Below are 20,474 nucleotides of genomic sequence, written 5' to 3'. Positions count from 1 at the left end.
ACCAGGCCCGACGGCGCACCCCGCCGCTGGGCCCGGTTCGCGTCGGGGACGGGTCGGGCAGGTGCGTCGTGGCGGTCCTCTCCGTGGACAGCCCGCCCCGCCGTCACGGCCCCGGCATAGGGTGGTGCTCGTGACCGTGCGACGCGTGATGGGGATCGAGACCGAGTACGGCGTGCTGCAGCCCGGGCGGCCGCTCGCGAACCCGATGCTCATGTCGAGCCAGGTCGTGACGACCTACCGGGCGCTCGCGGCCCGTGCCGACGGCGCTCGCGGCAAGGCCCGGTGGGACTACGACGACGAGGACCCGTTGCAGGACGCCCGGGGGTTCCACCTCCAGCGCGCCTCGGCCCACCCCTCGCTGCTGACGGACGACCCGACCCGGCCTGCGCCGTCTGGCCCCGTGGCGCAGCGCCCCGGCGTGTCGACCTCCCTCCAGGAGGTCGCGCGCCCCACGCACGAGGAGTACGACGACCCGAGCGCCGCGAACGTCATCCTGACGAACGGTGCGCGGCTGTACGTCGACCACGCGCACCCGGAGTACTCGTCGCCCGAGGTCACGAACCCGGCCGACGCGGTCTGCTGGGACGTCGCGGGCGAGCGCATCATGCTCGCGGCCTCGCGCGAGCTGAGCGCCGTGCCGGGCTCGGAGGTCGTGCTCTACAAGAACAACGTCGACGGCAAGGGCGCCTCGTACGGCACGCACGAGAACTACCTCGTCGAGCGCGACGTCCCGTTCGCGACGATCGTCGAGCTGCTCACCCCGTTCCTCGTCACTCGCCAGGTCTTCACGGGTTCGGGCCGCGTGGGCCTCGGCGCCGTGGGGCAGGAGCCAGGCTTCCAGCTCTCGCAGCGCGCGGACTACATGGAGGCCGAGGTCGGCCTCGAGACGACGCTGCGCCGCCCCATCGTCAACACGCGCGACGAGCCGCACGCCGACCGTCAGCGCTGGCGGCGCCTGCACCTGATCATCGGGGACGCGAACCTGTTCGAGGTCGCGACCTACCTCAAGCTCGGCACCACCTCGCTCGTCCTCTTCGTGATCGAGCAGCTCGACGCGCTCGCGTCGGTCGAGGCGGCGACCGGGGTCTCGCTGCGCGCCGAGCTCGCGGCCCTGCGCCTGCACGACCCCGTGACGGACGTGCAGAGGGTCAGCCGCGACCTCGACCTGACCGCGCCGCTCCTGCTCGCCGACGGGCGCCGGCTCACGGCCCTCGACGTCCAGCGCGTGTATGCCGACGTGGCGCGCCGTGCGGCCGAGCACCTGGGCACGCTCGACGACGAGACCCGGTCGGTCCTGGACCGCTGGGACTCGGTCCTCGAACGGCTCGGGACGGACCCCTCCTCGTGCGCCAAGGAGGTCGAGTGGGTCGCGAAGCTGCGGCTCCTGGACAGGCTGCGGCAGCGCGACCACCTCGACTGGGACCACCCGCGCCTGGCCGCGATGGACCTCCAGTGGTCGGACGTGCGCCCCGAGCGCAGCATCTACCACCGGCTGCTCGCCGCGGGCGCGGCCGAGCGCGTCGTCGACGAGCGCGCGGTCTCCCAGGCCGTGCACCACGCGCCGGAGGACACGCGCGCGTACTTCCGGGGCGAGGTCATGGCCCGGTTCGGCGACCAGGTCTCGGCCGCGAGCTGGGACTCGGTGATCTTCGACGTCGTGGGCGCCCCGTCGCTCCAGCGCGTGCCCATGCTCGACCCGCTGCGCGGCACCCGGGCCCACATCGGCGCGCTGCTCGACGCGAGCACGGACGCGGGGGCGCTCCTCGCAGGCCTCTCGGGCAGCCGATGACGGACCCCGCCGCGCGCTCGCGGCTCGTCGCACCTCGCGATCGGCACGCAAGAGCCTAGGCTTCAAGAAGACGCGGGCCTCGCGCAGGGCCGCCCACGGACCAGCAGGACAGCACGCACACCCAGGAGGCGAAGATGGCCCAGGAACGCACCAGCGCATCGCACGAGGACCGGCGTCCCGACGACGACGCGGCCACCCCCGCGCCCGTCGCACCGCAGGCCCAGGACCGGGACGCCGAGGTCGACTCGCTCCTGGAGGAGATCGACGAGGTGCTCGAGTCCAACGCCGAGTCGTTCGTCCGAGGGTTCGTCCAGAAGGGCGGCGAGTAGCCGGACCGGCCAGGAGCTGATGACCATGGACTTCTCCGGGCGTCTGCCGCACGCCTTCACCACGCCGGGCTCGTCCTCCTTCGTGGAGTTCCTCGCGAGCCACGCCCCTGACCTCCTGCCCTCTGCGAAGGCCGTCGCGGGTCCCTCCGCCGCAGCCGGCCACGGCGCTGCGGGCGCGCAGCTCGCCCCGCACGCCACGACGATCGTCGCGCTGACCTTCGGGGACCCCGGGTCCCTGGGGGCCGGGGTCGTCATGGCGGGGGACCGGCGCGCCACGATGGGGTCGATGATCGCCAACCGCGAGATCGAGAAGGTCTTCCCGGCCGACGAGTTCTCCGCGGTGGGCATCGCGGGGACCGCGGGCATCGCGGTCGAGCTCGTGCGCCTCTTCCAGCTCGAGCTCGAGCACTACGAGAAGATCGAGGGCGCGCTCCTGTCGCTCGACGGCAAGGCCAACCGGCTCTCGACCATGATCCGGGCGAACCTCGGCCTGGCCATGCAGGGCCTGGCGGTCGTGCCGCTGTTCGCGGGCTACGACCTGGACCGTGGGCTGGGGCGCATCTTCTCCTACGACGTCACGGGCGGACGCTACGAGGAGCGCGACCACCACAGCGTGGGGTCGGGCTCGGTCTTCGCGCGCGGGTCGCTCAAGAAGCGCTGGCACCCGGGGCTCGAACCCGCCGACGCGGTCCACGTGGCCGTCGAGGCGCTGTACGACGCGGCGGACGACGACTCGGCAACGGGCGGCCCGGACGCGGTCCGTCAGATCTGGCCCGTGGTGGTCACCGTGACCGCCGAGGGGTACCGCCGAGTCCCTGACGACGAGCTCGCGGCGGTCGCGGCGCAGATCGTCGCGGAGCGCACCGAGCAGGCCGACGGGAACCGTGCGGCGCGCGTGCGCATCGCACGCCCGACGGCGGGGCTCGCCCCGGAGCCGCCGGGGCTCCCGGCCGACCAGCCGGACCCGACCGACCAGAACGAGGGAGGTGACGCACGATGAGCATGCCGTTCTACGTCTCGCCCGAGCAGCTCATGAAGGACCGGGCCGACTTCGCGCGCAAGGGCATCGGCCGGGGTCGCTCGGTCGTCGTGCTCGCCTACGACGAGGGCATCGCGTTCGCGACGCACAACCCGTCCCGGTCGCTGCACAAGATCTCCGAGATCTACGACCGCATCGCGTTCGCGGCGGTCGGCAAGTACAACGAGTTCGAGAACCTGCGCGTCGCGGGCGTGCGGTACGCGGACCTGCGCGGCTACTCGTACGACCGGTCCGACGTGAACGCGCGCGGGCTGGCGAACGCGTACGCGCAGACGCTCGGCACGGTCTTCACGACCGAGTCCAAGCCGCTCGAGGTCGAGCTCGTCGTGGCCGAGGTCGGGCCGAGCCCGTCCCAGGACCAGATCTACCGCCTGTCCTACGACGGGTCGGTCGCGGACGAGTCGGGCTTCGTCGTCATGGGCGGGCAGGCCGAGCAGCTCGGCCGGGACCTGGGCGAGGCCTGGCACCCCGGCATGGCGCTCCCCGAGGTGCTGCGTCTCGCGGTCGCGACGCTCGGCGGCGCGGGCGCCCACGACGCCCGGGACGCGCTCGAAGGGGCGGAAGCGATCCCCCCCAGCCAGCTCGAGGTCGCGGTCCTCGACCGCACCCGTCCTCGGCGCGCCTTCCGCCGCCTGACCGGCGCGGTGCTGGCCAGGCTGCTCGAGGAGACACCCGAGGAGGCTCCGGATGGACCGTAGGATCTTCGGTCTCGAGACCGAGTACGGCGTGACCTGCGCCTCGGACGACGGCCGCGGCCTGTCCGCGGACGAGGTCGCGCGCTACCTGTTCCGCAAGGTCGTGGCCTGGGGGCGCTCGTCGAACGTGTTCCTTCGCAACGGCTCGCGCCTCTACCTCGACGTCGGGTCGCACCCCGAGTACGCGACGGCCGAGTGCGACGACGTCCGCCAGCTCGTGGCGTACGACCGCGGCGGCGAGCGCATCCTGGAGGGCCTCGTGGCCGACGCCCAGGAGAGGCTCGAGCACGAGGGGCTGCCTGGACGCATCCACCTGTTCAAGAACAACACCGACTCGGCGGGCAACTCCTACGGCTGCCACGAGAACTATCTCGTGCGCCGTCAGGGTGACTTCGCGCGCCTCTCGGACGTCCTGGTGCCGTTCCTCATCACGCGCCAGGTGCTCACGGGGGCCGGGAAGATCCTCGCGACACCGCGCGGTGCGATCTACGCCCTGTCGCAGCGCGCGGACCACATCTGGGAGGCGGTCTCGAGCGCGACCACGCGCTCGCGCCCCATCATCAACACGCGCGACGAGCCGCACGCCGACGCCGAGTCCTACCGGCGCCTGCACGTCATCGTGGGCGACTCGTCGATGGCGGAGACCACGACGATGCTCAAGGTCGGGGCGACCGACCTGATCCTGCGCATGATCGAGGCGGGGGTACCGATGCGGGACATGGCCCTCGAGAACCCGATCCGGGCCATCCGCGAGATCAGCCACGACATGACCGGCAAGCACCCCGTGCAGATGGCGAACGGGCGCACCGTGACGGCCGTGGACCTGCAGGGCGAGTACCTGCAGCGGGTCAAGGAGTTCGTCGACGCGAACGAGACCCCCACGCCCGTCGTGAAGCAGGTCCTGGACCTGTGGGAGCGCGGGCTGCGTGCCCTGGAGACCGACGACCTGTCGCTCGTCGACCGTGAGCTCGACTGGGTCATCAAGCTCAAGATCCTGCGCCGCTACCAGGAGAAGCACGGCCTGGAGCTCGACGACCCCCGCATCGCCCGCCTGGACCTGGCGTACCACGACATCTCGCGGACCGACGGGCTGTACAACATGCTCGCGGCGCGCGGCATGGTCGAGCGCATCACCACGGACCTCGAGGTCTTCGAGTCGACGGCGATCCCGCCGCAGACCACCCGGGCCAAGCTGCGCGGGGACTTCGTGCGCAAGGCGCAGGAGGCCCGGCGCGACTACACGGTCGACTGGGTGCACCTCAAGCTGAACGACCAGGCCCAGCGGACCGTGCTGTGCAAGGACCCGTTCCAGAACGTCGACGAGAGGGTCGAGCGGCTCATCGAGTCCATGTGACGTCGGCCCGCAGTCCGGACACGAGCAGGGACGGGGCGCCGCCACCGCTAGGGTGGTGGCACCCCGTTCCCTGCTCGTCCCGAGGAGCTTCGTGCGCCGTCAGCACCACTGGTCGTCCGTCGTCGTACTGGCGCTCGTGCTGACCACCACGGCCTGCTCGGAGCTGCCGGAGCGCGAGGACGCGTCCGCGAACTCCGAGGTCACGGTCTCGGGGAAGATCGGGGACCCGCCCGTCGTCGAGTTCCAGCAGCCCCTGAGCGTCCCGGACGAGCGTGGCGAGGTCCTCGTGCCCGGAACAGGCGCGGAGCTGGTCGAGGGGCAGGACGTGCTCGTCAACATGTACGCGCTCGACGGGCGGGACGGCACGGTGCTGCAGAACACGTACACCGACGCCCCCACGTCGCTCGCCCTGACGGACGCCGAGGCGGGGTCGGAGATCGTCGACCTCCTGGCCGGGCAGCGGGTCGGGGCGCGCGTGCTGTACCTCGAGGAGGCGAACGACGTCCCGCTGGTCCTGGTCATCGACGTGCTGCCCACGCGCGCGTCGGGGGCCGAGATCCCACCGGTCGAGGGGTTGCCCACGGTGGCGCTCGACGACGACGGGGCTCCCACGGTGACGATCCCCGCCGACACCGCCCCGCCGGGGGATCTGGTGGTCCAGCCGCTCGTCCGCGGCGCCGGGGTCCAGGTCGAGGCCGGGCAGGTCGTCACGGTCCGCTTCACGGGGGTCGCGTGGTCGTCGGGCGAGGTCGTGGACTCGAACTGGCCCGAGGGCACCAAGCCGGCGTCGACCATGATCGGGATCGGGCAGATCATCGAGGGGTGGGAGCGGGGCCTCCTGGAGCAGAGCGTCGGCAGCCAGGTGCTGCTCGTCGTCCCGCCCGCTCTGGCCTACGCGGGCACGGGGCGGCCGTACGCGGACGAGACGCTCGTGTACGTGGTGGACATCCTGGACGCGCACTTCCCGGTGGTCGACGAGACACCGGGCCTAGAAGGTCAGACGGAAGGTCAGTAGCTCATGTCGGTCACGGTCCGTGTCATCCCCTGCCTGGACGTCGACGCGGGGCGCGTCGTCAAGGGCGTCAACTTCGAGAACCTGCGCGACGCGGGTGACCCCGTCGAGCTCGCGGCGCGCTACGACGCCGAGGGGGCGGACGAGATCACGTTCCTCGACGTCTCGGCCTCCTCGGGCAACCGCGAGACCACGTACGACGTGGTCCGCCGGACGGCGGAGCAGGTCTTCGTACCGCTCACGGTCGGTGGCGGGGTGCGCACGCCCGACGACGTCGACAAGCTGCTGCGCGCGGGGGCGGACAAGGTCGGGGTCAACACGGCGGCGATCGCTCGCCCCGAGCTCGTCGCGGAGATCGCCGACCGGTTCGGCAGCCAGGTCCTGGTGCTCTCGGTCGACGCGCGACGCGTGAGCGGTGAGGTGCGGACGCCGTCGGGCTTCGAGGTGACGACGCACGGCGGTCGCCGGGGGACCGGGATCGACGCGGTCGAGTGGGCCGTGCGCGCCGCGGAGCTGGGCGCGGGCGAGATCCTGCTGAACTCGATGGACGCCGACGGCACGACGGGTGGGTTCGACCTGGAGATGTTCGCCGCGGTGCGCTCCGAGGTGAAGGTCCCGCTCATCGCGAGCGGGGGAGCGGGCACCCCCGAGCACTTCGCCCAGGCCGCGCAGGCCGGCGCGGACGCCGTGCTGGCCGCGAGCGTGTTCCACTTCCGGACGCTGACGATCGGCGACGTCAAGGAGCACATGCGCGAGGCCGGCCTGCTCGTCCGCTGAGTGCGTGCCCGACGACGACGCGCGCCTCAGCGCGGTCCGGGCACCACGGCGTCGAGCGCTTCGACGTCGGCCGCGTCGCCCTGGACCGTGACCCCGGCGTGGCGCCCGCGACCGAACGCGTGGAGCACGAGCTCGCCCACCTGACCCGTGACGACGACCGTGCCGGCGAGGCGTCCGTCCTCGGACGGACGCTGCGGCGGTGACTTGACCGCCAGACGCTGCCCGCCGGGGACGACCAGCACGACGCCCACGGGGGAACGGCGGAAGAACAGCGGGGCGGCGCGGCGGAGCTGCGCCCAGAGCGCGTCCCGCAGGCCGGGCGGCAGGTCGCGGGCGCGCCCGTCCGAGGGGTTCGTGCCCCCGGTGCCGCCGTCCGTGCCGGTCTCTTCCGGCCCCGCCTCCCACGTGCCGCGCCGCGCGTCCTCGGTGTGTACGAAGTACTCGGCGAGGTTGACGAGGTCCCCGGCCCAGGACCACGGGCTCCACGCGGCGGGAGGCTGCTCGACGCGGGCCAGGAGCGCGGCATAGCCTCCGGGCTCGAGCGCGGTCGCCGCGAGCTCCTGGAGGTGGCCCTCGGACCAGCGGTGCAGCGGACCGCCGTTGGCGCCGGCCTGCGTCCACGGCTGGTGCTCGCGCAGGATCACGTGCGCCACGAGGTGCCGGGTGCGCCACCCCTCGCAGAGGGTCGGGGCGTCGGGGCCGGCCTGGGTGAGGGCGTGGACGAGGGCGGCGCGCTCGTGGGCGTGCCAGGCGGTGGGCTGCATCGGGCCATGCTCGCACGAGCACGCCATGTCCCGTGTGAGAAGATCGTGACAACCCCCACGAAAGACGAGGATCGTCCGTGTCCGCGCGACGGAGCACCCCCACGAACACCACGCCCCGGACCCAGGACGCGCGCCCCGGCGCTGCGCCCGGCCGGTCGGAGTCCACCCACCCGCACCCCGACGCACCCGCAGGGTCCACCGGACGGACAGTGCCGCCCGCGCCCTCGTCGTCGGCGACGACACGGCGCCACGCCCTGACCGGTTCGCGCACGCGACGCTCGCTCCAGCTCATGGGGCGCGGCATGCGTTCCGAGTGGCGCGTCTACATCTTCGCGATCGGGGCCTCCGCGCTGTTCGGCGCGACGACCGTGGGCATCAGCCTCGCGGTCGGGCGGGTCACGGACGAGGTCGTCGTCCCTGCGCTCGCGGGGGACGCCGACGCCCGGGGCGACCTGTGGATCGCTGGGCTCGTGCTGGTGGGCATCGCGGTGACGCTCGCGCTGACCGTCGCTGGTCGGCGCATCTTCGCGGGCTACGGCTACGCGAACATCCAGGCCCGGCACCGCACGGCCGTCACGCACCAGTACCTGCGCCTGCCCATGTCGTGGCACCGCGCCCATCCGGCGGGCCAGCTCCTGTCGAACGCCAACTCCGACGTCGAGGCCGCGACGGGGGTCTTCAACCCGCTGCCCTTCGCGCTGGGCGTGGTCGTGATGATCGGCGTGTCCGCGGTCATGCTGTTCCGCATCGACGTGTGGCTCGCGTGCGCCGCGCTGATCGTCATCCCGGTCGCGGTCGCGGTCAACGTCGTCTTCCAGAAGTACATGTCGCCCGCGATCACGCACGCTCAGCAGCTGCGGGCCGAGGTCTCGGACGTCGCGCACGAGAGCTTCGAGGCCGCGCTCCTGGTCAAGTCGCTCGGCACCGAGGCGCGTGAGGAGCGCCGCTTCGCGGCCCGCACCGACGAGCTGCGCGCGGCCAACGTGCGCGTCGGGATCGTCCGCGCGTACTTCGACCCGGTGATCGAGCTGCTGCCCTCGCTGGGCACGCTCCTGGTCCTCGGGGTCGGGGCGGCCCGGGTCTCGGCGGGGGCGGTCGACACGGGCGAGATCGTGACGGCGGCGTACCTGCTGACGATCATGGCGGTCCCCGTCCGTGCGTTCGGGTGGGTCCTGGGCGAGCTGCCGCGTGCGCTCGTGGGCTACGAGCGCATCGCGAGCGTGCTCGACGCCCCGGGCATCCCGGTCGCGGGCGAGCAGCGGCTGCCCGTGACGTCGCGGGGTGCGCACGTGCGCTTCGAGGACGTGGGCGTCGACGTCCGCGCGGGCGGTCGCGACGTGACCCTGCTCGACGGCATCGAGCTCGACCTGGCCCCCGGGCGGACCGTCGCGGTCGTCGGCCCCACGGGTGCGGGCAAGACCACGCTCGTGTCCCTGCTCTCGCGCCTGTCGGACCCGACGCGGGGCCGTGTCCTGATCGACGGCGTCGACGTGCGCGACGCGCTCGCGTCCGACCTCACGGGTCAGGTCGCGCTCGTCGGGCAGTCCACGTTCATCTTCGAGGACACGGTCCGTTCCAACGTGACGCTCGCGGACGAGGGCGTCGGCCCGACCGACGAGCAGGTGTGGGACGCGCTGCGCCTGGCGAAGGTCGACGACGTCGTCTCCCGTCTGCCCGGCGGCCTCGACTCGCCGCTGGGCGAGCGCGGCTCGAACCTGTCGGGCGGGCAGCGGCAGCGGCTCGCGATCGCGCGTGCCCTGGTGCGGTCCCCACGCCTGCTGGTCCTCGACGACGCCACCTCCGCCGTCGACCCGCGCGTGGAGCAGCAGATCCTGGCGGGGCTGCGCGGCGAGGGCCCCACGGCCGCGGCAGGCGCACGCCCGACGGCGGAGCACCCCACGGTCGTCATGGTCGCCTACCGCATGTCGAGCGTCGCGCTCGCGGACCAGGTGGTCCACGTCGAGTCCGGGCGGGTGGTCGACGTCGGGACGCACGAGGAGCTGCTGGCCCGCGATCTCGGCTACCGCGAGCTCGCGACCGCGTACCAGCGCGAGGCCGAGCGTCGCGCGGAGGCCGACGAGCTCGACGGCGCCCTGCCGGACGGGCACGAGGAGCAGGACCAGGACGACGAGCAGCGCGAGGAGATCGAGCGCTGCGAGCAGGAGGAGACCGACGAGATCGTGCGTCATGCCGAGGAAGGGACGGTGACCGAGTGAGCACCACGACCGCCACCCCGCCCCGCGAGCGTCGTCGTCGCGGCCGCGCCGCGAAGCCCGAGGTCGTCGTCGAGGACGCGACGGGCGCCCGCATCGCCTCGGCGAGCGCGCTGGGGGTCTTCGCGACCCTGCGCAAGGGCGTCCAGATGTCGCCGGAGATCCTCCAGGGCGTGTGGATCACGCTGCTCCTGGCCGTCGCGGCCGCCCTGGGGCGCATCGTCGTCCCGATCGCGGTCCAGCAGACGGTCGACACCGGCATCATGGCGCCGGGAGGCCCCGACACGAGCCGCGTGACGCTGCTCGTGGGGGCTGCGGCCCTCGTCCTGGTGGTCGCGGGCCTGTGCTCGGCGCTCGTCAACGTGCGCCTCTTCCGCTCGACCGAGGCCGGGCTCGCGAGCCTGCGCGTGCGCGCGTTCCGGCACGTGCACGACCTGTCGGTCCTCACGCAGAGCACCGAGCGTCGCGGCGCCCTGGTCTCGCGCGTCACGAGCGACGTCGACACCATCTCCCTGTTCGTCCAGTGGGGCGGCATCATGCTGCTCGTCTCGGTGCTGCAGATCGGTGCCGCGACGATCCTCATGGCGTTCTACTCGTGGCAGCTCACGCTGCTCGTGTGGGCGTGCTTCGTGCCGCTCTTCCTGATCCTGCGCCCCGCGCAGAAGCACGTGAACGCGGCGTACACCGCGCTGCGCGAACGGGTCGGCGCGATGCTCGGCGCCATCTCGGAGTCCGTCGTGGGCGCCGAGACGATCCGCGCCTACGGCGTGGGGGAGCGCACGGGACGCCGGATCGACGCGGCCGTCGAGAGCACGCGCACGGGCATGGTCCGGGCGCAGAAGCTCGTCTCGACCGTCTTTTCCAGCGGCGTGCTCGTCGCGAACCTGGTCCTCGCGGCGGTCGTGGTCGTGGGCACCCTGCTCGGCATCGACGGGACGATCACGGCCGGCAAGCTCCTCGCGTTCCTGTTCCTCGTGCAGCTCTTCACAGGGCCGGTGCAGATGGCGACCGAGATCCTCAACGAGCTGCAGAACGCCGTCGCGGGCTGGCGTCGTGTGCTCGCGGTCGTCGAGACCCCGATCCAGGTCGTCGACAAGGGCGAGCAGGGCGTGCGCTCGCCGCGCGGGCCCGCCCACGTGACGCTCGACGACGTCCGATTCGCCTACCCGGACGGCCCGGAGGTGCTCCACGGCGTGGACCTCGACTTCCCGGCCCGCACCTCGGTGGCGGTCGTCGGCGCCACGGGCTCGGGCAAGACGACGATCGCCAAGCTCGTGACACGGCTCATGGACCCGACGTCGGGCGCGGTCCGGCTCGACGGCGTGGACCTGCGCGACCTGTCGGCCGCGAGCCTGCGCGAGCGCGTGGTCCTCGTGCCGCAGGAGGGCTTCCTGTTCGACGGCACGCTCGCCGAGAACATCGCGTACGGCGTGCGGGACGTGTCGGAGCAGGGAGGTCCTCGGACGGGGGAGACCGCCGCGCAGGCCGCCGCCCGGCACGCCGGGCGCATCGACGCCGCGGTCGCCGAGCTCGGCCTGACCGACTGGGTCGCGGACCTGCCGCACGGGCTGGGCTCCGCCGTCGGGCAGCGTGGTGAGGCGCTGTCCGCGGGCGAGCGGCAGCTCGTCGCGATCACGCGCGCGTACCTCGCCGAGGCCGACCTCCTGGTGCTCGACGAGGCGACGTCGGCGGTCGACCCCGCGACCGAGGTGCGCATCGCGCGGGCCCTGGACTCGCTCACGGCGGGCCGCAGCACCATCACGATCGCGCACCGGCTCTCGACCGCGGAGGCCGCGGACCTCGTGGTCGTGGTCGACGCGGGGCACGTGGTCGAGGTCGGCCCGCACGCCGAGCTCGCGGCCGCGGGAGGCGTCTACGCCTCGATGCACGCGTCGTGGGTCGCACAGACGCGATGAGCGAGGTCGGCGGGCGGGCCGAGGCGCGGACCACGGACGAGGGGAGCCCGGGGATCTGGCAGGATTCTCGGGTGCCCCAGAACGCAGCCCCGTCCGCCGACCAGCCCGTCCCTGCGGACAAGACCTCCGACGGGACCTCGATCGCGGCTCCCGCCGAGCTGCCCGCGACCCTCGCCGCCCGCCTCAAGCGCGACGCCGACGGCCTCGTCGCCGCGATCGTCCAGCAGCACGACACCGGTGAGGTGCTCATGCTCGGCTGGATGGACGACGAGGCGCTGCGCCGCACGCTGACGACCGGCCGGGTCACGTTCTGGTCGCGCTCACGGCAGGAGTACTGGCGCAAGGGCGACACGTCGGGCCACGCGCAGTGGGTACGGTCCGTCGCGATCGACTGCGACGGCGACGCCCTGCTCGTCCGCGCCGACCAGGTGGGTGCGGCCTGCCACACCGGTGCCCGGACCTGCTTCGAGGCGGGTGGAGACCTGGGCGCCGTCGTCGGGAACCGCCCCGAGACCGAGACCTCCGAGGAGAAGACGCAGTGACCGGACCGGCCCCCGTGACCAGCTCGCCCGTCCCCGTGGTGCCCGCCGCGGGCCTTCCCTGGGGCGAGACCTGGCCCGCGGTCGAGGGATTCCGCGCGCTCGCGTCCTCGCGCCGGGTGGTCCCGGTCGTGCGCCGCCTCCTGGCCGACGACGTCACTCCCGTGGGCCTGTACCGGACCCTCGCGCAGAGCCGCCCGGGCACGTTCGTGCTGGAGTCCGCCGAGGTCGACGGCTCCTGGGCCCGCTACTCGTTCGTGGGCGTCGCCTCGCGGGCGACGCTCACCGCGCGCGACGGTCAGGCCGTGTGGACGGGCGACGTCCCCGCGGGCGTCCCCACGTCCGGGGACGTCGTCGACGTGCTCGAACGGACCCTCGACGCGCTGCGCACCCCCGCGATCGACGGCCTGCCCCCGCTCACGGGCGGGCTCGCGGGCGCCCTGGGGTGGGACGTCGTGCGCCACTGGGAGCCCACGCTGCCCGCGAACGCGCCCGACGAGCTGGGTGTCCCCGAGGTCACGCTGTGCCTCGCGACCGACCTCGCGGTCGTGGACCACCGTGAGGGCAGCGTGTGGCTCGTGGCCAACGCGATCAACTTCGACGACACCGACGAGCGGGTCGACGAGGCCTACGTCGACGCCGTCGCGCGCCTCGACCGCATGCAGGGCGAGCTCGTGGCCGGGACCGGCCGTGGATCCTCGACCGCGGCCGTCGTCGTCGACGTCCCCGAGCCCGAGCTCGAGTTCCGCTCGACGCGCGAGGAGTTCGAGGACGCGGTGCTCGCGGGCAAGGAGGCGATCCGCGACGGCGAGGTCTTCCAGATCGTCATCTCCCAGCGGCTCGACCTCGACTGCCCGGCACCGCCGCTCGACGTCTACCGGGCCCTGCGGACCATCAACCCGAGCCCGTACATGTACTACTTCCAGCTCACCAACGCCGACGGCGCGGACTTCGCCGTGGTCGGGTCGAGCCCCGAGACGCTCGTCAAGGTCGACGACGGGCACGTGGTCACGTTCCCCATCGCCGGGTCGCGTCCACGCGGCGCGACCCCCGAGCAGGACGTCGCGCTGGGCGAGGAGCTGCTGGCCGACCCCAAGGAGCGCGCCGAGCACATCATGCTCGTCGACCTCTCGCGCAACGACCTCGTGAAGGTGTGCGAGCCCGCGTCGGTCGAGGTGGTCGAGTTCATGGCCACCAAGCGGTTCAGCCACATCATGCACCTGTGCTCGACCGTCGTCGGGACGCTGCGCGAGGGAGCACGGGCGCTCGACGTGCTTCGTGCGACGTTCCCGGCGGGCACCCTCTCGGGCGCCCCGAAGCCGCGCGCCATCGCCCTGATCGACGAGCTCGAGCCCGCGTCGCGCGGCATCTACGGCGGGACCGTGGGCTACTTCGACTTCGACGGCAACATGGACATGGCCATCGCGATCCGCACCGCGCTCATCCGAGGTGGACGCGCGAGCGTCCAGGCGGGCGGGGGCATCGTGGCCGACTCCGTGCCCGCCCTCGAGTACGAGGAGTCACGCAACAAGGCGGCGGCCGCGGTGCGCGCCGTCCAGCTCGCGGCGCGCCTGCGGAGCCTGGCATGACCGGGGTGTCGTCCGGCGCTGCCGGCGCCGCGCGAGGTACCGGGTCCGCGGCGGCCGCTCGTGCGCCGCGGTCGTGGCGCCTGGCGCGCCGCAGCGCCATCCTGCTGCTGCTCGTGCTCGGTGGCGGCGCTCTCGCGGCTGCCGCACCCACCTGGCTGCGCACCTCGGGGGCCACACCGCTCGACCCCGACGTCCTGGTCCAGGTCACGGGCACGTCGGCCGCGCCGGGAGTCGGCGCGGGCGCGCTGGTCGTCGTGGCGAGCGCGCTGGCTCTCGGACTGGTCGGGCGGATCGGTCGCTGGCTCGTGCTCCTGGTGTCCGCCGCGAGCGGGGTCGTCGTCGCCGCATCGGCCGCCGCGATCCTGCGCGACCCCACGCAGGCCGCCCGGACCGCGGTCGCCGAGGCGACCGGGGTCACGGACATGACGAGCGGCATCGTCCTCACCCCCTGGCCCTACGTCGCCTGCGCCGTGGGCGTGCTCGTGGTCCTCGTGGCCCTCTGGGCGGCGGTGTCCTCCCCGTCGTGGGGGCGGGTCTCCGCCCGCCACGAGATCGTCCGCACCGAGGCCTCGCCGTCGTCCGGCACCGGTCGCGCCGACGGGACCCGCACCGGCGCCACCGGGGCGACGGGCCGCGCCGACGCGTCGTCCACCGCGTCTGCCGACGCGCCGGCGGGCGACGCGGCGGCCGCACCGGAGGGCGAGGAGCCCGACGAGCAGGAGACGTGGGACTCGCTGACCCGCGGCGAGGACCCCACCGACCGCTGAACATCACGTCCTGCCAGCAGGAACAGACCGACCCGCGTCCGATAGGCTGGGCGCACATCTTGACGAAAGGCACACCCCCATGGCCGAGAAGCCGCAGACCACCGAGATCTCCTACCTGCCGCCGTCGGCACCTCCCACGAACCACGGGCACACCGTCGCGGCCTGGTTCACCATGATCGGCATCATCGTGGGCGCGGTCGTCGCGGGTGTCGCCGTCGCGATGGCCCAGGTCTGGCTCTTCTGGGTCGGCATGGTCGTGGTCGCCCTGGCCCTCGTCGGCGGCGGCGTGCTGCGCAACATGGGGTACGGCCAGCCGAAGCCCGGGGTCGCACCCCGGACGACGACGCAGCACTGACCCCTCCCGGGCGAGAGCCCGGACGTGACTCCACGCGCCGCGCACCCCCTTCGGTGCGTGGCGCGTGCCGTACCACCGGCAGCAGACCCGGCGTCGACCGGGCCGCGCAGCCGTCTCGTAGAGAGCAGGTCGCACCATGAGCTACCCACCCACCCCGCCGAACGACCCCTACCGCCCCGAGGGCGAGCAGCCCGGCGGCGAGCCCGTGGAGCCGCAGGCCCCCGGCCAGGCGCCGCCCCCGACCCCCGGCTACCCGACCTACCCCGGGCAGCCCGCGTCGCCGTACGCGGCGCCCACGGGGCAGCCCGCCCCGGGTTCCGTGCCCGGTGCAGAGCAGGGCGGGTACTCGCCGTACCCGCCGCCCGCGCAGCCGCCCTACGGTGCGCCGCAGCAGGTTCCGTACGGTGCCTCGCCGTACCCCGCCCCCGGCGCTCCCGGGGGCTACGGCTACTTCCCCCGTAACGACCTGGGCATCTGGGCCCTCGTGCTGGGCATCGCGTCGTTCGTGCTGTCGTGCGGGTTCCTCACGGGCATCCCGGCCATCATCGTCGGCACGAAGGCCAAGCGTGCGGTCGAGGCCGGCGAGGCGAACAACGGAGGGCTCGCGCAGGCGGGGGTCATCCTCGGCTGGGTCGCGTCGGCGCTGTCGGTGCTCGCGATCATCCTGTTCGTGATCCTGGTGGGCTTCGGGCTCGCGTTCGGCGAGGTCGACTCGACGTCCTACTGACGAGCGGCACAGGACGAGAGGGGGCGCGCAGATGACGAGACCACCGGTGTCGCCGCCGGCTCCCTCGGCGACGGTTCGGGCCGAGGACCGGACGTGGCGTGCCCTGCGCACGCCGCTCGGGGTCGGGGCGGGCGTCGCAGGGGCCACCGTGCTCCTCGCGCTCGTGGACCCGCACGAGGGCGGCTACCCGTTGTGCCCGCTGCTCGCCCTCACCGGGTGGGCGTGCCCGGCGTGCGGTGGCCTGCGCGCGACGCACGACCTCGCGACGGGCGACCTCGCGGGGGCGTGGGCCATGAACCCGCTCTGGGTCCTCGTCGTGCCGTTCCTCGTCGTCGCCTGGGCCCTGTGGGTCCGTCGGGCCCGGCGCGGAACGACGGCGAGGGCGGTCCCCCCGTGGACCGGGGTCGTCGGGCTCGCGATCCTGATCGGCTTCGGGATCGCGCGGAACGTGCCCGCGCTGGCGCCGTTCCTGGGGCCGTCCTGACGCCCAGGCGTGGACCTGGGACACGTCTCGCGAGGTGACACGTGTCCCTGGTCACTCTCAGGCGGCTCTACGATGGCAGGTATCTCCCTGTCAATGGTTCGCGGAGAGATGCTGCGGGTGACCCGTCACGGTCCCGGCGGACGGACGCGAGCCTCTGGTGGCACGGAGTCGACGACGAGCACGGGGAGATATCAGATGACGGTTCTGGAGGACATCGTCGCGGGAGTCCGCGAGGACCTTGCGGAGCGCCAGGCGAGGACGACCCTGGACGAGCTGAAGGAGCGCGCCTCGCGCGTCCACGGAGCGCTCGACTGCATCAGCCGCCTCAAGGCCGAGGACGCCGTCGCCGTGATCGCCGAGGTCAAGCGCTCGAGCCCCAGCAAGGGCAACCTGGCGGCCATCGCCGACCCCGCGTCGCTCGCCTCGGAGTACGAGAAGGGCGGCGCCGCCGTCATCTCGGTGCTCACCGAGCAGCGACGGTTCAACGGGAGCCTGGCCGATCTCGACGCCGTGCGGGGCAAGGTCGACATCCCGGTCCTGCGCAAGGACTTCGTCGTGACGCCGTACCAGGTCTGGGAGGCCCGTGCCCACGGTGCGGACCTCGTCCTGCTCATCGTCGCGGCGCTCGAGCAGACCGTCCTGACCTCGCTCGTCGAGCGCGTCCACTCGCTCGGCATGACCGCCCTCGTGGAGGTGCACACGCTCGACGAGGTCTCGCGCGCGATCGACGCCGGTGCCCGCGTCATCGGCGTCAACGCCCGCGACCTCAAGACCCTCGAGGTCGACCGTACGACGTTCGCACGGCTCGCCCCGGCCATCCCCGACGAGTACGTCCGCATCGCCGAGTCCGGGGTGCGTGGCCCGCACGACGTCATGGACTACGCCCGTTCCGGGGCGCACGCCGTCCTCGTGGGCGAGGCCCTCGTCACGGACGCCGCACCGCGCGCGTCGGTCGCCGACCTCGTCGCGGCCGGGTCGCACCCGTCGCTGTGGTCCGTCCGCCACTGAGCAAGCCCCCGACACCCCCAGATCCCGTACCGAGGAGGTCAGGCCGCGTGCCCGACGCAACACGTTCCCTGCAGGACCAGCAGGGCCCCTACTTCGGGGACTTCGGCGGACGCTTCGTCCCGGAGGCCCTGATCGCCGCTCTCGACGAGCTCGAGGCCGAGTACCGCAAGGCCGTCGTCGACCCGACGTTCCAGGAGGAGCTCGCCCGGCTGCACAGGGAATACACGGGGCGCCCCAATCCCCTCACGGAGGTGCCCCGCTTCGCGGAGCACGCCGGGGGGGCGAGGGTCTTCCTCAAGCGCGAGGACCTCAACCACACGGGGTCGCACAAGATCAACAACGTGCTCGGCCAGGCGCTGCTCGTCAAGCGCATGGGCAAGAAGCGCGTCATCGCGGAGACCGGCGCCGGGCAGCACGGCGTGGCCACCGCGACGGCGGCAGCCCTCATGGACCTCGAGTGCGTCGTGTACATGGGCGAGGAGGACACCGAGCGCCAGGCGCTGAACGTGGCGCGCATGCGCCTGCTCGGTGCGACGGTCGTCCCCGTCACGATCGGCTCGCGCACCCTCAAGGACGCCATCAACGAGGCGCTGCGCGACTGGGTCGCCAACGTCGACACCACGCACTACCTGCTCGGCACGGTCACGGGGCCGCACCCGTTCCCCGAGATGGTCCGCGACTTCCACCGCATCATCGGCGAGGAGGCGCGCGCGCAGATCCTCGACCGGATCAGCCGCCTGCCCGACGCCCTCGCTGCGTGCGTGGGCGGCGGGTCGAACGCACTGGGCCTGTTCAACGCGTTCCTCGACGACAAGGACGTCGCGCTCTACGGCTTCGAGGCCGGGGGAGAGGGCGTCCCGACCGGCAAGCACGCCGCACGGTTCAGCGGTGGCGCGCCGGGCGTGCTGCACGGCGCGCGCTCGTACCTCATGCAGGACGAGGACGGCCAGACGCTGCCCAGCCACTCGATCTCCGCGGGGCTCGACTACCCGAGCGTCGGGCCCGCCCACTCGTGGCTGCACGACCTGGGCCGGGCGACCTACGAGCCCGTGACCGACGTCGAGGCCATGGAGGCCTTCCGTCTCCTGTGCCGCACCGAGGGCATCATCCCGGCGATCGAGTCGGCGCACGCGCTGGCCGGAGCGCTGCGGATCGGCCGCGAGGCGCAGGCCGCGGGCAAGGAGGACACCGTGATCCTGGTGAACCTCTCGGGCCGCGGGGACAAGGACGTCGCGACCGCGGCGCGGTGGTTCGACCTGATCGACGCGGACACCGTGGTCGACGGCGAAGGGAGCAGCCTGTGAGCGGGACCGTCGGGGGCGTCCGCGCCCCCCACGCGACGTCGGCACGGATCGACGAGCTGGCGGCCGAGGGGCGCGCGGCGCTCATCGGCTACCTGCCGGTCGGCTACCCGAGCGTCGAGGGGACCGTCCAGGCCGCGACGGCGCTGGTCGAGTCCGGGGTCGACATCATCGAGCTCGGGCTGCCCTACACGGACCCCGTCATGGACGGGCCCGTCATCCAGCGCGCGGTCGAGCACGCCCTCGCGGGCGGCACGCGCGTGCGGGACGTCTTCACGGCGGTCGAGGCCGTGGCGGCGCTCGGCGTCCCCGTGCTCGTCATGACCTACTGGAACCCCGTGCTGCGCTACGGCGTCGAGGCCTTCGCCCGCGACCTGGCGGCCGCCGGGGGAGCCGGGCTCATCACGGCCGACCTCATCCCGGACGAGGCGGGCGAGTGGATCGCCGCCGCGGACGCGCACGGCCTCGACAAGGTGTTCCTCGTCGCGCCGAGCTCGACCCCCGAGCGACTGCGCCTGACGGCGGCCGCGTCGCGCGGCTTCGTCTACGCCGCGTCGACCATGGGTGTGACCGGAGTCCGCGCCGAGGTCGGCAGCAGGGCCGAGGAGCTGGTCGCCGCGACCCGCGCCGCGGGGGGCGAGCACGTGTGCGTGGGGCTCGGCGTCTCGACGGCCGCACAGGCCGCGCAGGTCGGTCGCTACGCCGACGGCGTGATCGTCGGCTCGGCCTTCGTTCGTCCGCTCCTCGGTGACGAGCCCTGGGAAGAGCGCCTGGAGAACCTGCGCACGGTCACGCGTGACCTGGCGGAAGGCGTCCGCACGGCTCGCGCGGGCGACGGGACCACCGGGCAGGTGACGGCATGAACGGGCTGGTCTCCGCCGTCGGGCCCGTGGTCGCCTCGATCCCCAGCCCCTCCGAGCACACCTGGTACATCGGGCCCTTCCCGCTGCGCGCCTACGCGCTCGCGATCCTGGCGGGCATCGCGGTCGCGGTGTGGCTCACGCGCAAGCGCTGGGTCGAGCGTGGCGGCGACGCCGACGACGTCCTCGAGATCGCGTTCTGGGCCGTGCCCTTCGGCATCGTCGGTGGGCGTCTCTACCACGTCATCTCCTCGCCGGACGCGTACTGGGGTCCTGACGGCGACCCGCTCAAGGCCCTGCGCATCTGGGACGGCGGCCTCGGGATCTGGGGCGCGATCGCCCTCGGTGCCGTGGGTGCCTACATCGGCTGCCGACGCCAGAAGGTGAGCTTCCCGGCGTTCGCGGACGCGCTCGCCCCAGGTCTCCTGCTCGCCCAGGCGATCGGCCGGCTCGGCAACTGGTTCAACCAGGAGCTGTTCGGTGGTCCCACCACCCTCCCGTGGGGGCTCGAGGTCGACCCGAGCATCGCGGACTACGTCTGCAGCAACGCAGGACTCACGTGCGGGGCCGGGACGCTGTTCCACCCGACGTTCCTCTACGAGATGCTGTGGAACGTCGCAGCAGCCTTCCTCCTCATCTATCTCGACCGTCGCTTCAGGTTGGGTCACGGTCGGGTATTCTGGCTGTACGTTCTCTTCTACACGCTTGGCCGCGTGTGGATCGAGATGCTACGCATCGACGACGCCGAGCTGGTGCTCGGTCTCCGACTGAACGTCTGGACCTCCATCCTGGTCGGAGTCGGTGCGTTGATTGCGTTTATCGTTGTCGGGCGCCGAAACCCAGGGCGCGAAGAGACAGTATCGCTCGATGCTGCGGAGCCCGAGCAGGCAGATGCTGCCAGACCCGACCCAGGTCGCTGAAGCATCCGTCTTTTCATAGGCGAACCCGCTGGACAA

The 20,474-nt window shown here is 73.0% G+C and carries 20 protein-coding genes; 19 read left to right on the top strand and 1 reads right to left on the bottom strand.

What is annotated here, in order from left to right; genetic code table 11:
• Positions 1 to 148 precede the first annotated feature (148 nt).
• The 7 genes from dop to hisF all read left to right on the top strand — a co-directional run bounded on the left by dop (position 149) and on the right by hisF (position 6,995).
• A complete protein-coding gene (gene dop, locus WFH32_RS16710; RefSeq protein ID WP_225228007.1) occupies positions 149 to 1,789 on the top strand; it encodes a depupylase/deamidase Dop in 1,641 nt (546 codons plus the stop codon).
• Between the two features lie 134 nt (positions 1,790 to 1,923).
• A complete protein-coding gene (locus tag WFH32_RS16705; RefSeq protein ID WP_191795990.1) occupies positions 1,924 to 2,118 on the top strand; it encodes a ubiquitin-like protein Pup in 195 nt (64 codons plus the stop codon).
• A gap of 19 nt (positions 2,119 to 2,137) precedes the next feature.
• The gene (prcB, locus tag WFH32_RS16700) at positions 2,138 to 3,118 is read left to right on the top strand and encodes a proteasome subunit beta (RefSeq protein WP_225227993.1); all 981 of its coding nucleotides are present in this window, start codon (positions 2,138 to 2,140) and stop codon (positions 3,116 to 3,118) included.
• Positions 3,115 to 3,855, top strand: a complete 741-nt coding sequence (gene prcA / locus WFH32_RS16695) for a proteasome subunit alpha (RefSeq protein ID WP_336708447.1) — start codon at positions 3,115 to 3,117, stop codon at positions 3,853 to 3,855. Before prcB ends, prcA begins: the two co-directional genes overlap by 4 nt.
• Complete coding sequence (gene pafA, locus WFH32_RS16690; RefSeq protein ID WP_336708446.1) at positions 3,845 to 5,206, top strand: Pup--protein ligase; 1,362 nt, start codon at positions 3,845 to 3,847, stop codon at positions 5,204 to 5,206. The genes prcA and pafA overlap by 11 nt, the downstream gene beginning before the upstream one ends.
• A 91-nt stretch (positions 5,207 to 5,297) precedes the next feature.
• On the top strand, positions 5,298 to 6,221 hold the full coding sequence (locus WFH32_RS16685) for an FKBP-type peptidyl-prolyl cis-trans isomerase (RefSeq protein ID WP_336708445.1): 924 nt from the start codon (positions 5,298 to 5,300) through the stop codon (positions 6,219 to 6,221).
• Between the two features lie 3 nt (positions 6,222 to 6,224).
• Positions 6,225 to 6,995: an imidazole glycerol phosphate synthase subunit HisF gene (hisF, locus tag WFH32_RS16680; RefSeq protein ID WP_191795986.1), complete on the top strand. Its 771-nt coding sequence runs from the start codon at positions 6,225 to 6,227 to the stop codon at positions 6,993 to 6,995.
• Between the two features lie 26 nt (positions 6,996 to 7,021).
• Here the strand turns inward: hisF and WFH32_RS16675 are convergent, their stop codons facing one another.
• Positions 7,022 to 7,759: a TIGR03085 family metal-binding protein gene (locus WFH32_RS16675; RefSeq protein WP_336708444.1), complete on the bottom strand. Its 738-nt coding sequence runs from the start codon at positions 7,757 to 7,759 to the stop codon at positions 7,022 to 7,024.
• Positions 7,760 to 8,049: 290 nt separating this feature from the next.
• Between WFH32_RS16675 and WFH32_RS16670 the strand changes: the two genes are divergently transcribed.
• The 12 genes from WFH32_RS16670 to lgt all read left to right on the top strand — a co-directional run bounded on the left by WFH32_RS16670 (position 8,050) and on the right by lgt (position 20,438).
• Positions 8,050 to 9,975 (top strand): ABC transporter ATP-binding protein, encoded by a 1,926-nt coding sequence (locus tag WFH32_RS16670; protein ID WP_336708542.1) that lies wholly within the window; start codon positions 8,050 to 8,052, stop codon positions 9,973 to 9,975.
• Positions 9,976 to 10,121: 146 nt separating this feature from the next.
• Complete coding sequence (locus WFH32_RS16665; protein ID WP_442946350.1) at positions 10,122 to 11,888, top strand: ABC transporter ATP-binding protein; 1,767 nt, start codon at positions 10,122 to 10,124, stop codon at positions 11,886 to 11,888.
• A gap of 140 nt (positions 11,889 to 12,028) precedes the next feature.
• Positions 12,029 to 12,430, top strand: coding sequence for a phosphoribosyl-AMP cyclohydrolase (gene hisI, locus WFH32_RS16660; RefSeq protein ID WP_336708539.1), 402 nt, complete (start codon positions 12,029 to 12,031; stop codon positions 12,428 to 12,430).
• A gap of 14 nt (positions 12,431 to 12,444) precedes the next feature.
• Positions 12,445 to 14,016: an anthranilate synthase component I gene (locus WFH32_RS16655; protein ID WP_336708538.1), complete on the top strand. Its 1,572-nt coding sequence runs from the start codon at positions 12,445 to 12,447 to the stop codon at positions 14,014 to 14,016.
• Positions 14,013 to 14,783, top strand: coding sequence for a Trp biosynthesis-associated membrane protein (locus WFH32_RS16650; RefSeq protein WP_336708443.1), 771 nt, complete (start codon positions 14,013 to 14,015; stop codon positions 14,781 to 14,783). Before WFH32_RS16655 ends, WFH32_RS16650 begins: the two co-directional genes overlap by 4 nt.
• Positions 14,784 to 14,862: 79 nt before the next feature.
• Positions 14,863 to 15,138: an HGxxPAAW family protein gene (locus WFH32_RS16645; RefSeq protein ID WP_191791288.1), complete on the top strand. Its 276-nt coding sequence runs from the start codon at positions 14,863 to 14,865 to the stop codon at positions 15,136 to 15,138.
• Positions 15,139 to 15,274: 136 nt separating this feature from the next.
• The gene (locus tag WFH32_RS16640; protein ID WP_336708441.1) at positions 15,275 to 15,865 is read left to right on the top strand and encodes a DUF4190 domain-containing protein; all 591 of its coding nucleotides are present in this window, start codon (positions 15,275 to 15,277) and stop codon (positions 15,863 to 15,865) included.
• Between the two features lie 31 nt (positions 15,866 to 15,896).
• Positions 15,897 to 16,349 (top strand): DUF2752 domain-containing protein, encoded by a 453-nt coding sequence (locus WFH32_RS16635; protein ID WP_191795981.1) that lies wholly within the window; start codon positions 15,897 to 15,899, stop codon positions 16,347 to 16,349.
• A gap of 195 nt (positions 16,350 to 16,544) precedes the next feature.
• Entirely contained in the window at positions 16,545 to 17,357 is an 813-nt protein-coding gene (gene trpC, locus WFH32_RS16630; protein ID WP_191795980.1) for an indole-3-glycerol phosphate synthase TrpC, read from the top strand.
• Positions 17,358 to 17,404: 47 nt separating this feature from the next.
• Positions 17,405 to 18,661 (top strand): tryptophan synthase subunit beta, encoded by a 1,257-nt coding sequence (trpB, locus tag WFH32_RS16625; RefSeq protein ID WP_336708440.1) that lies wholly within the window; start codon positions 17,405 to 17,407, stop codon positions 18,659 to 18,661.
• Positions 18,658 to 19,521 (top strand): tryptophan synthase subunit alpha, encoded by an 864-nt coding sequence (gene trpA / locus WFH32_RS16620; RefSeq protein WP_191795978.1) that lies wholly within the window; start codon positions 18,658 to 18,660, stop codon positions 19,519 to 19,521. The genes trpB and trpA overlap by 4 nt, the downstream gene beginning before the upstream one ends.
• Positions 19,518 to 20,438, top strand: a complete 921-nt coding sequence (gene lgt / locus WFH32_RS16615) for a prolipoprotein diacylglyceryl transferase (RefSeq protein WP_191795977.1) — start codon at positions 19,518 to 19,520, stop codon at positions 20,436 to 20,438. The genes trpA and lgt overlap by 4 nt, the downstream gene beginning before the upstream one ends.
• The last annotated feature ends 36 nt before the right edge of the window (positions 20,439 to 20,474 follow it).

This window comes from Oerskovia sp. USHLN155, from assembly GCF_037145535.1.
Lineage (GTDB): Bacteria > Actinomycetota > Actinomycetes > Actinomycetales > Cellulomonadaceae > Oerskovia > Oerskovia rustica.
The sequence above is the reverse complement of the archived record's forward strand: the minus strand, read 5'-3'. Positions and strand labels throughout refer to the sequence as shown.

Excerpts from the sequence above, each read along its gene's own strand:
- dop (WP_225228007.1), top strand. The coding sequence starts at position 149 with ATGGGGATCGAGACCGAGTACGGCGTGCTGCAGCCCGGGCGGCCGCTC.
- WFH32_RS16705 (WP_191795990.1), top strand. The coding sequence starts at position 1,924 with ATGGCCCAGGAACGCACCAGCGCATCGCACGAGGACCGGCGTCCCGAC.
- prcB (WP_225227993.1), top strand. The coding sequence starts at position 2,138 with ATGACCATGGACTTCTCCGGGCGTCTGCCGCACGCCTTCACCACGCCG.
- prcA (WP_336708447.1), top strand. The coding sequence starts at position 3,115 with ATGAGCATGCCGTTCTACGTCTCGCCCGAGCAGCTCATGAAGGACCGG.
- pafA (WP_336708446.1), top strand. The coding sequence starts at position 3,845 with ATGGACCGTAGGATCTTCGGTCTCGAGACCGAGTACGGCGTGACCTGC.
- hisF (WP_191795986.1), top strand. The coding sequence starts at position 6,225 with ATGTCGGTCACGGTCCGTGTCATCCCCTGCCTGGACGTCGACGCGGGG.
- WFH32_RS16675 (WP_336708444.1), bottom strand. The coding sequence starts at position 7,759 with ATGCAGCCCACCGCCTGGCACGCCCACGAGCGCGCCGCCCTCGTCCAC.
- WFH32_RS16670 (WP_336708542.1), top strand. The coding sequence starts at position 8,050 with ATGGGGCGCGGCATGCGTTCCGAGTGGCGCGTCTACATCTTCGCGATC.
- WFH32_RS16665 (WP_442946350.1), top strand. The coding sequence starts at position 10,122 with ATGTCGCCGGAGATCCTCCAGGGCGTGTGGATCACGCTGCTCCTGGCC.
- WFH32_RS16650 (WP_336708443.1), top strand. The coding sequence starts at position 14,013 with ATGACCGGGGTGTCGTCCGGCGCTGCCGGCGCCGCGCGAGGTACCGGG.
- WFH32_RS16645 (WP_191791288.1), top strand. The coding sequence starts at position 14,863 with ATGGCCGAGAAGCCGCAGACCACCGAGATCTCCTACCTGCCGCCGTCG.
- WFH32_RS16640 (WP_336708441.1), top strand. The coding sequence starts at position 15,275 with ATGAGCTACCCACCCACCCCGCCGAACGACCCCTACCGCCCCGAGGGC.
- WFH32_RS16635 (WP_191795981.1), top strand. The coding sequence starts at position 15,897 with ATGACGAGACCACCGGTGTCGCCGCCGGCTCCCTCGGCGACGGTTCGG.
- trpC (WP_191795980.1), top strand. The coding sequence starts at position 16,545 with ATGACGGTTCTGGAGGACATCGTCGCGGGAGTCCGCGAGGACCTTGCG.
- lgt (WP_191795977.1), top strand. The coding sequence starts at position 19,518 with ATGAACGGGCTGGTCTCCGCCGTCGGGCCCGTGGTCGCCTCGATCCCC.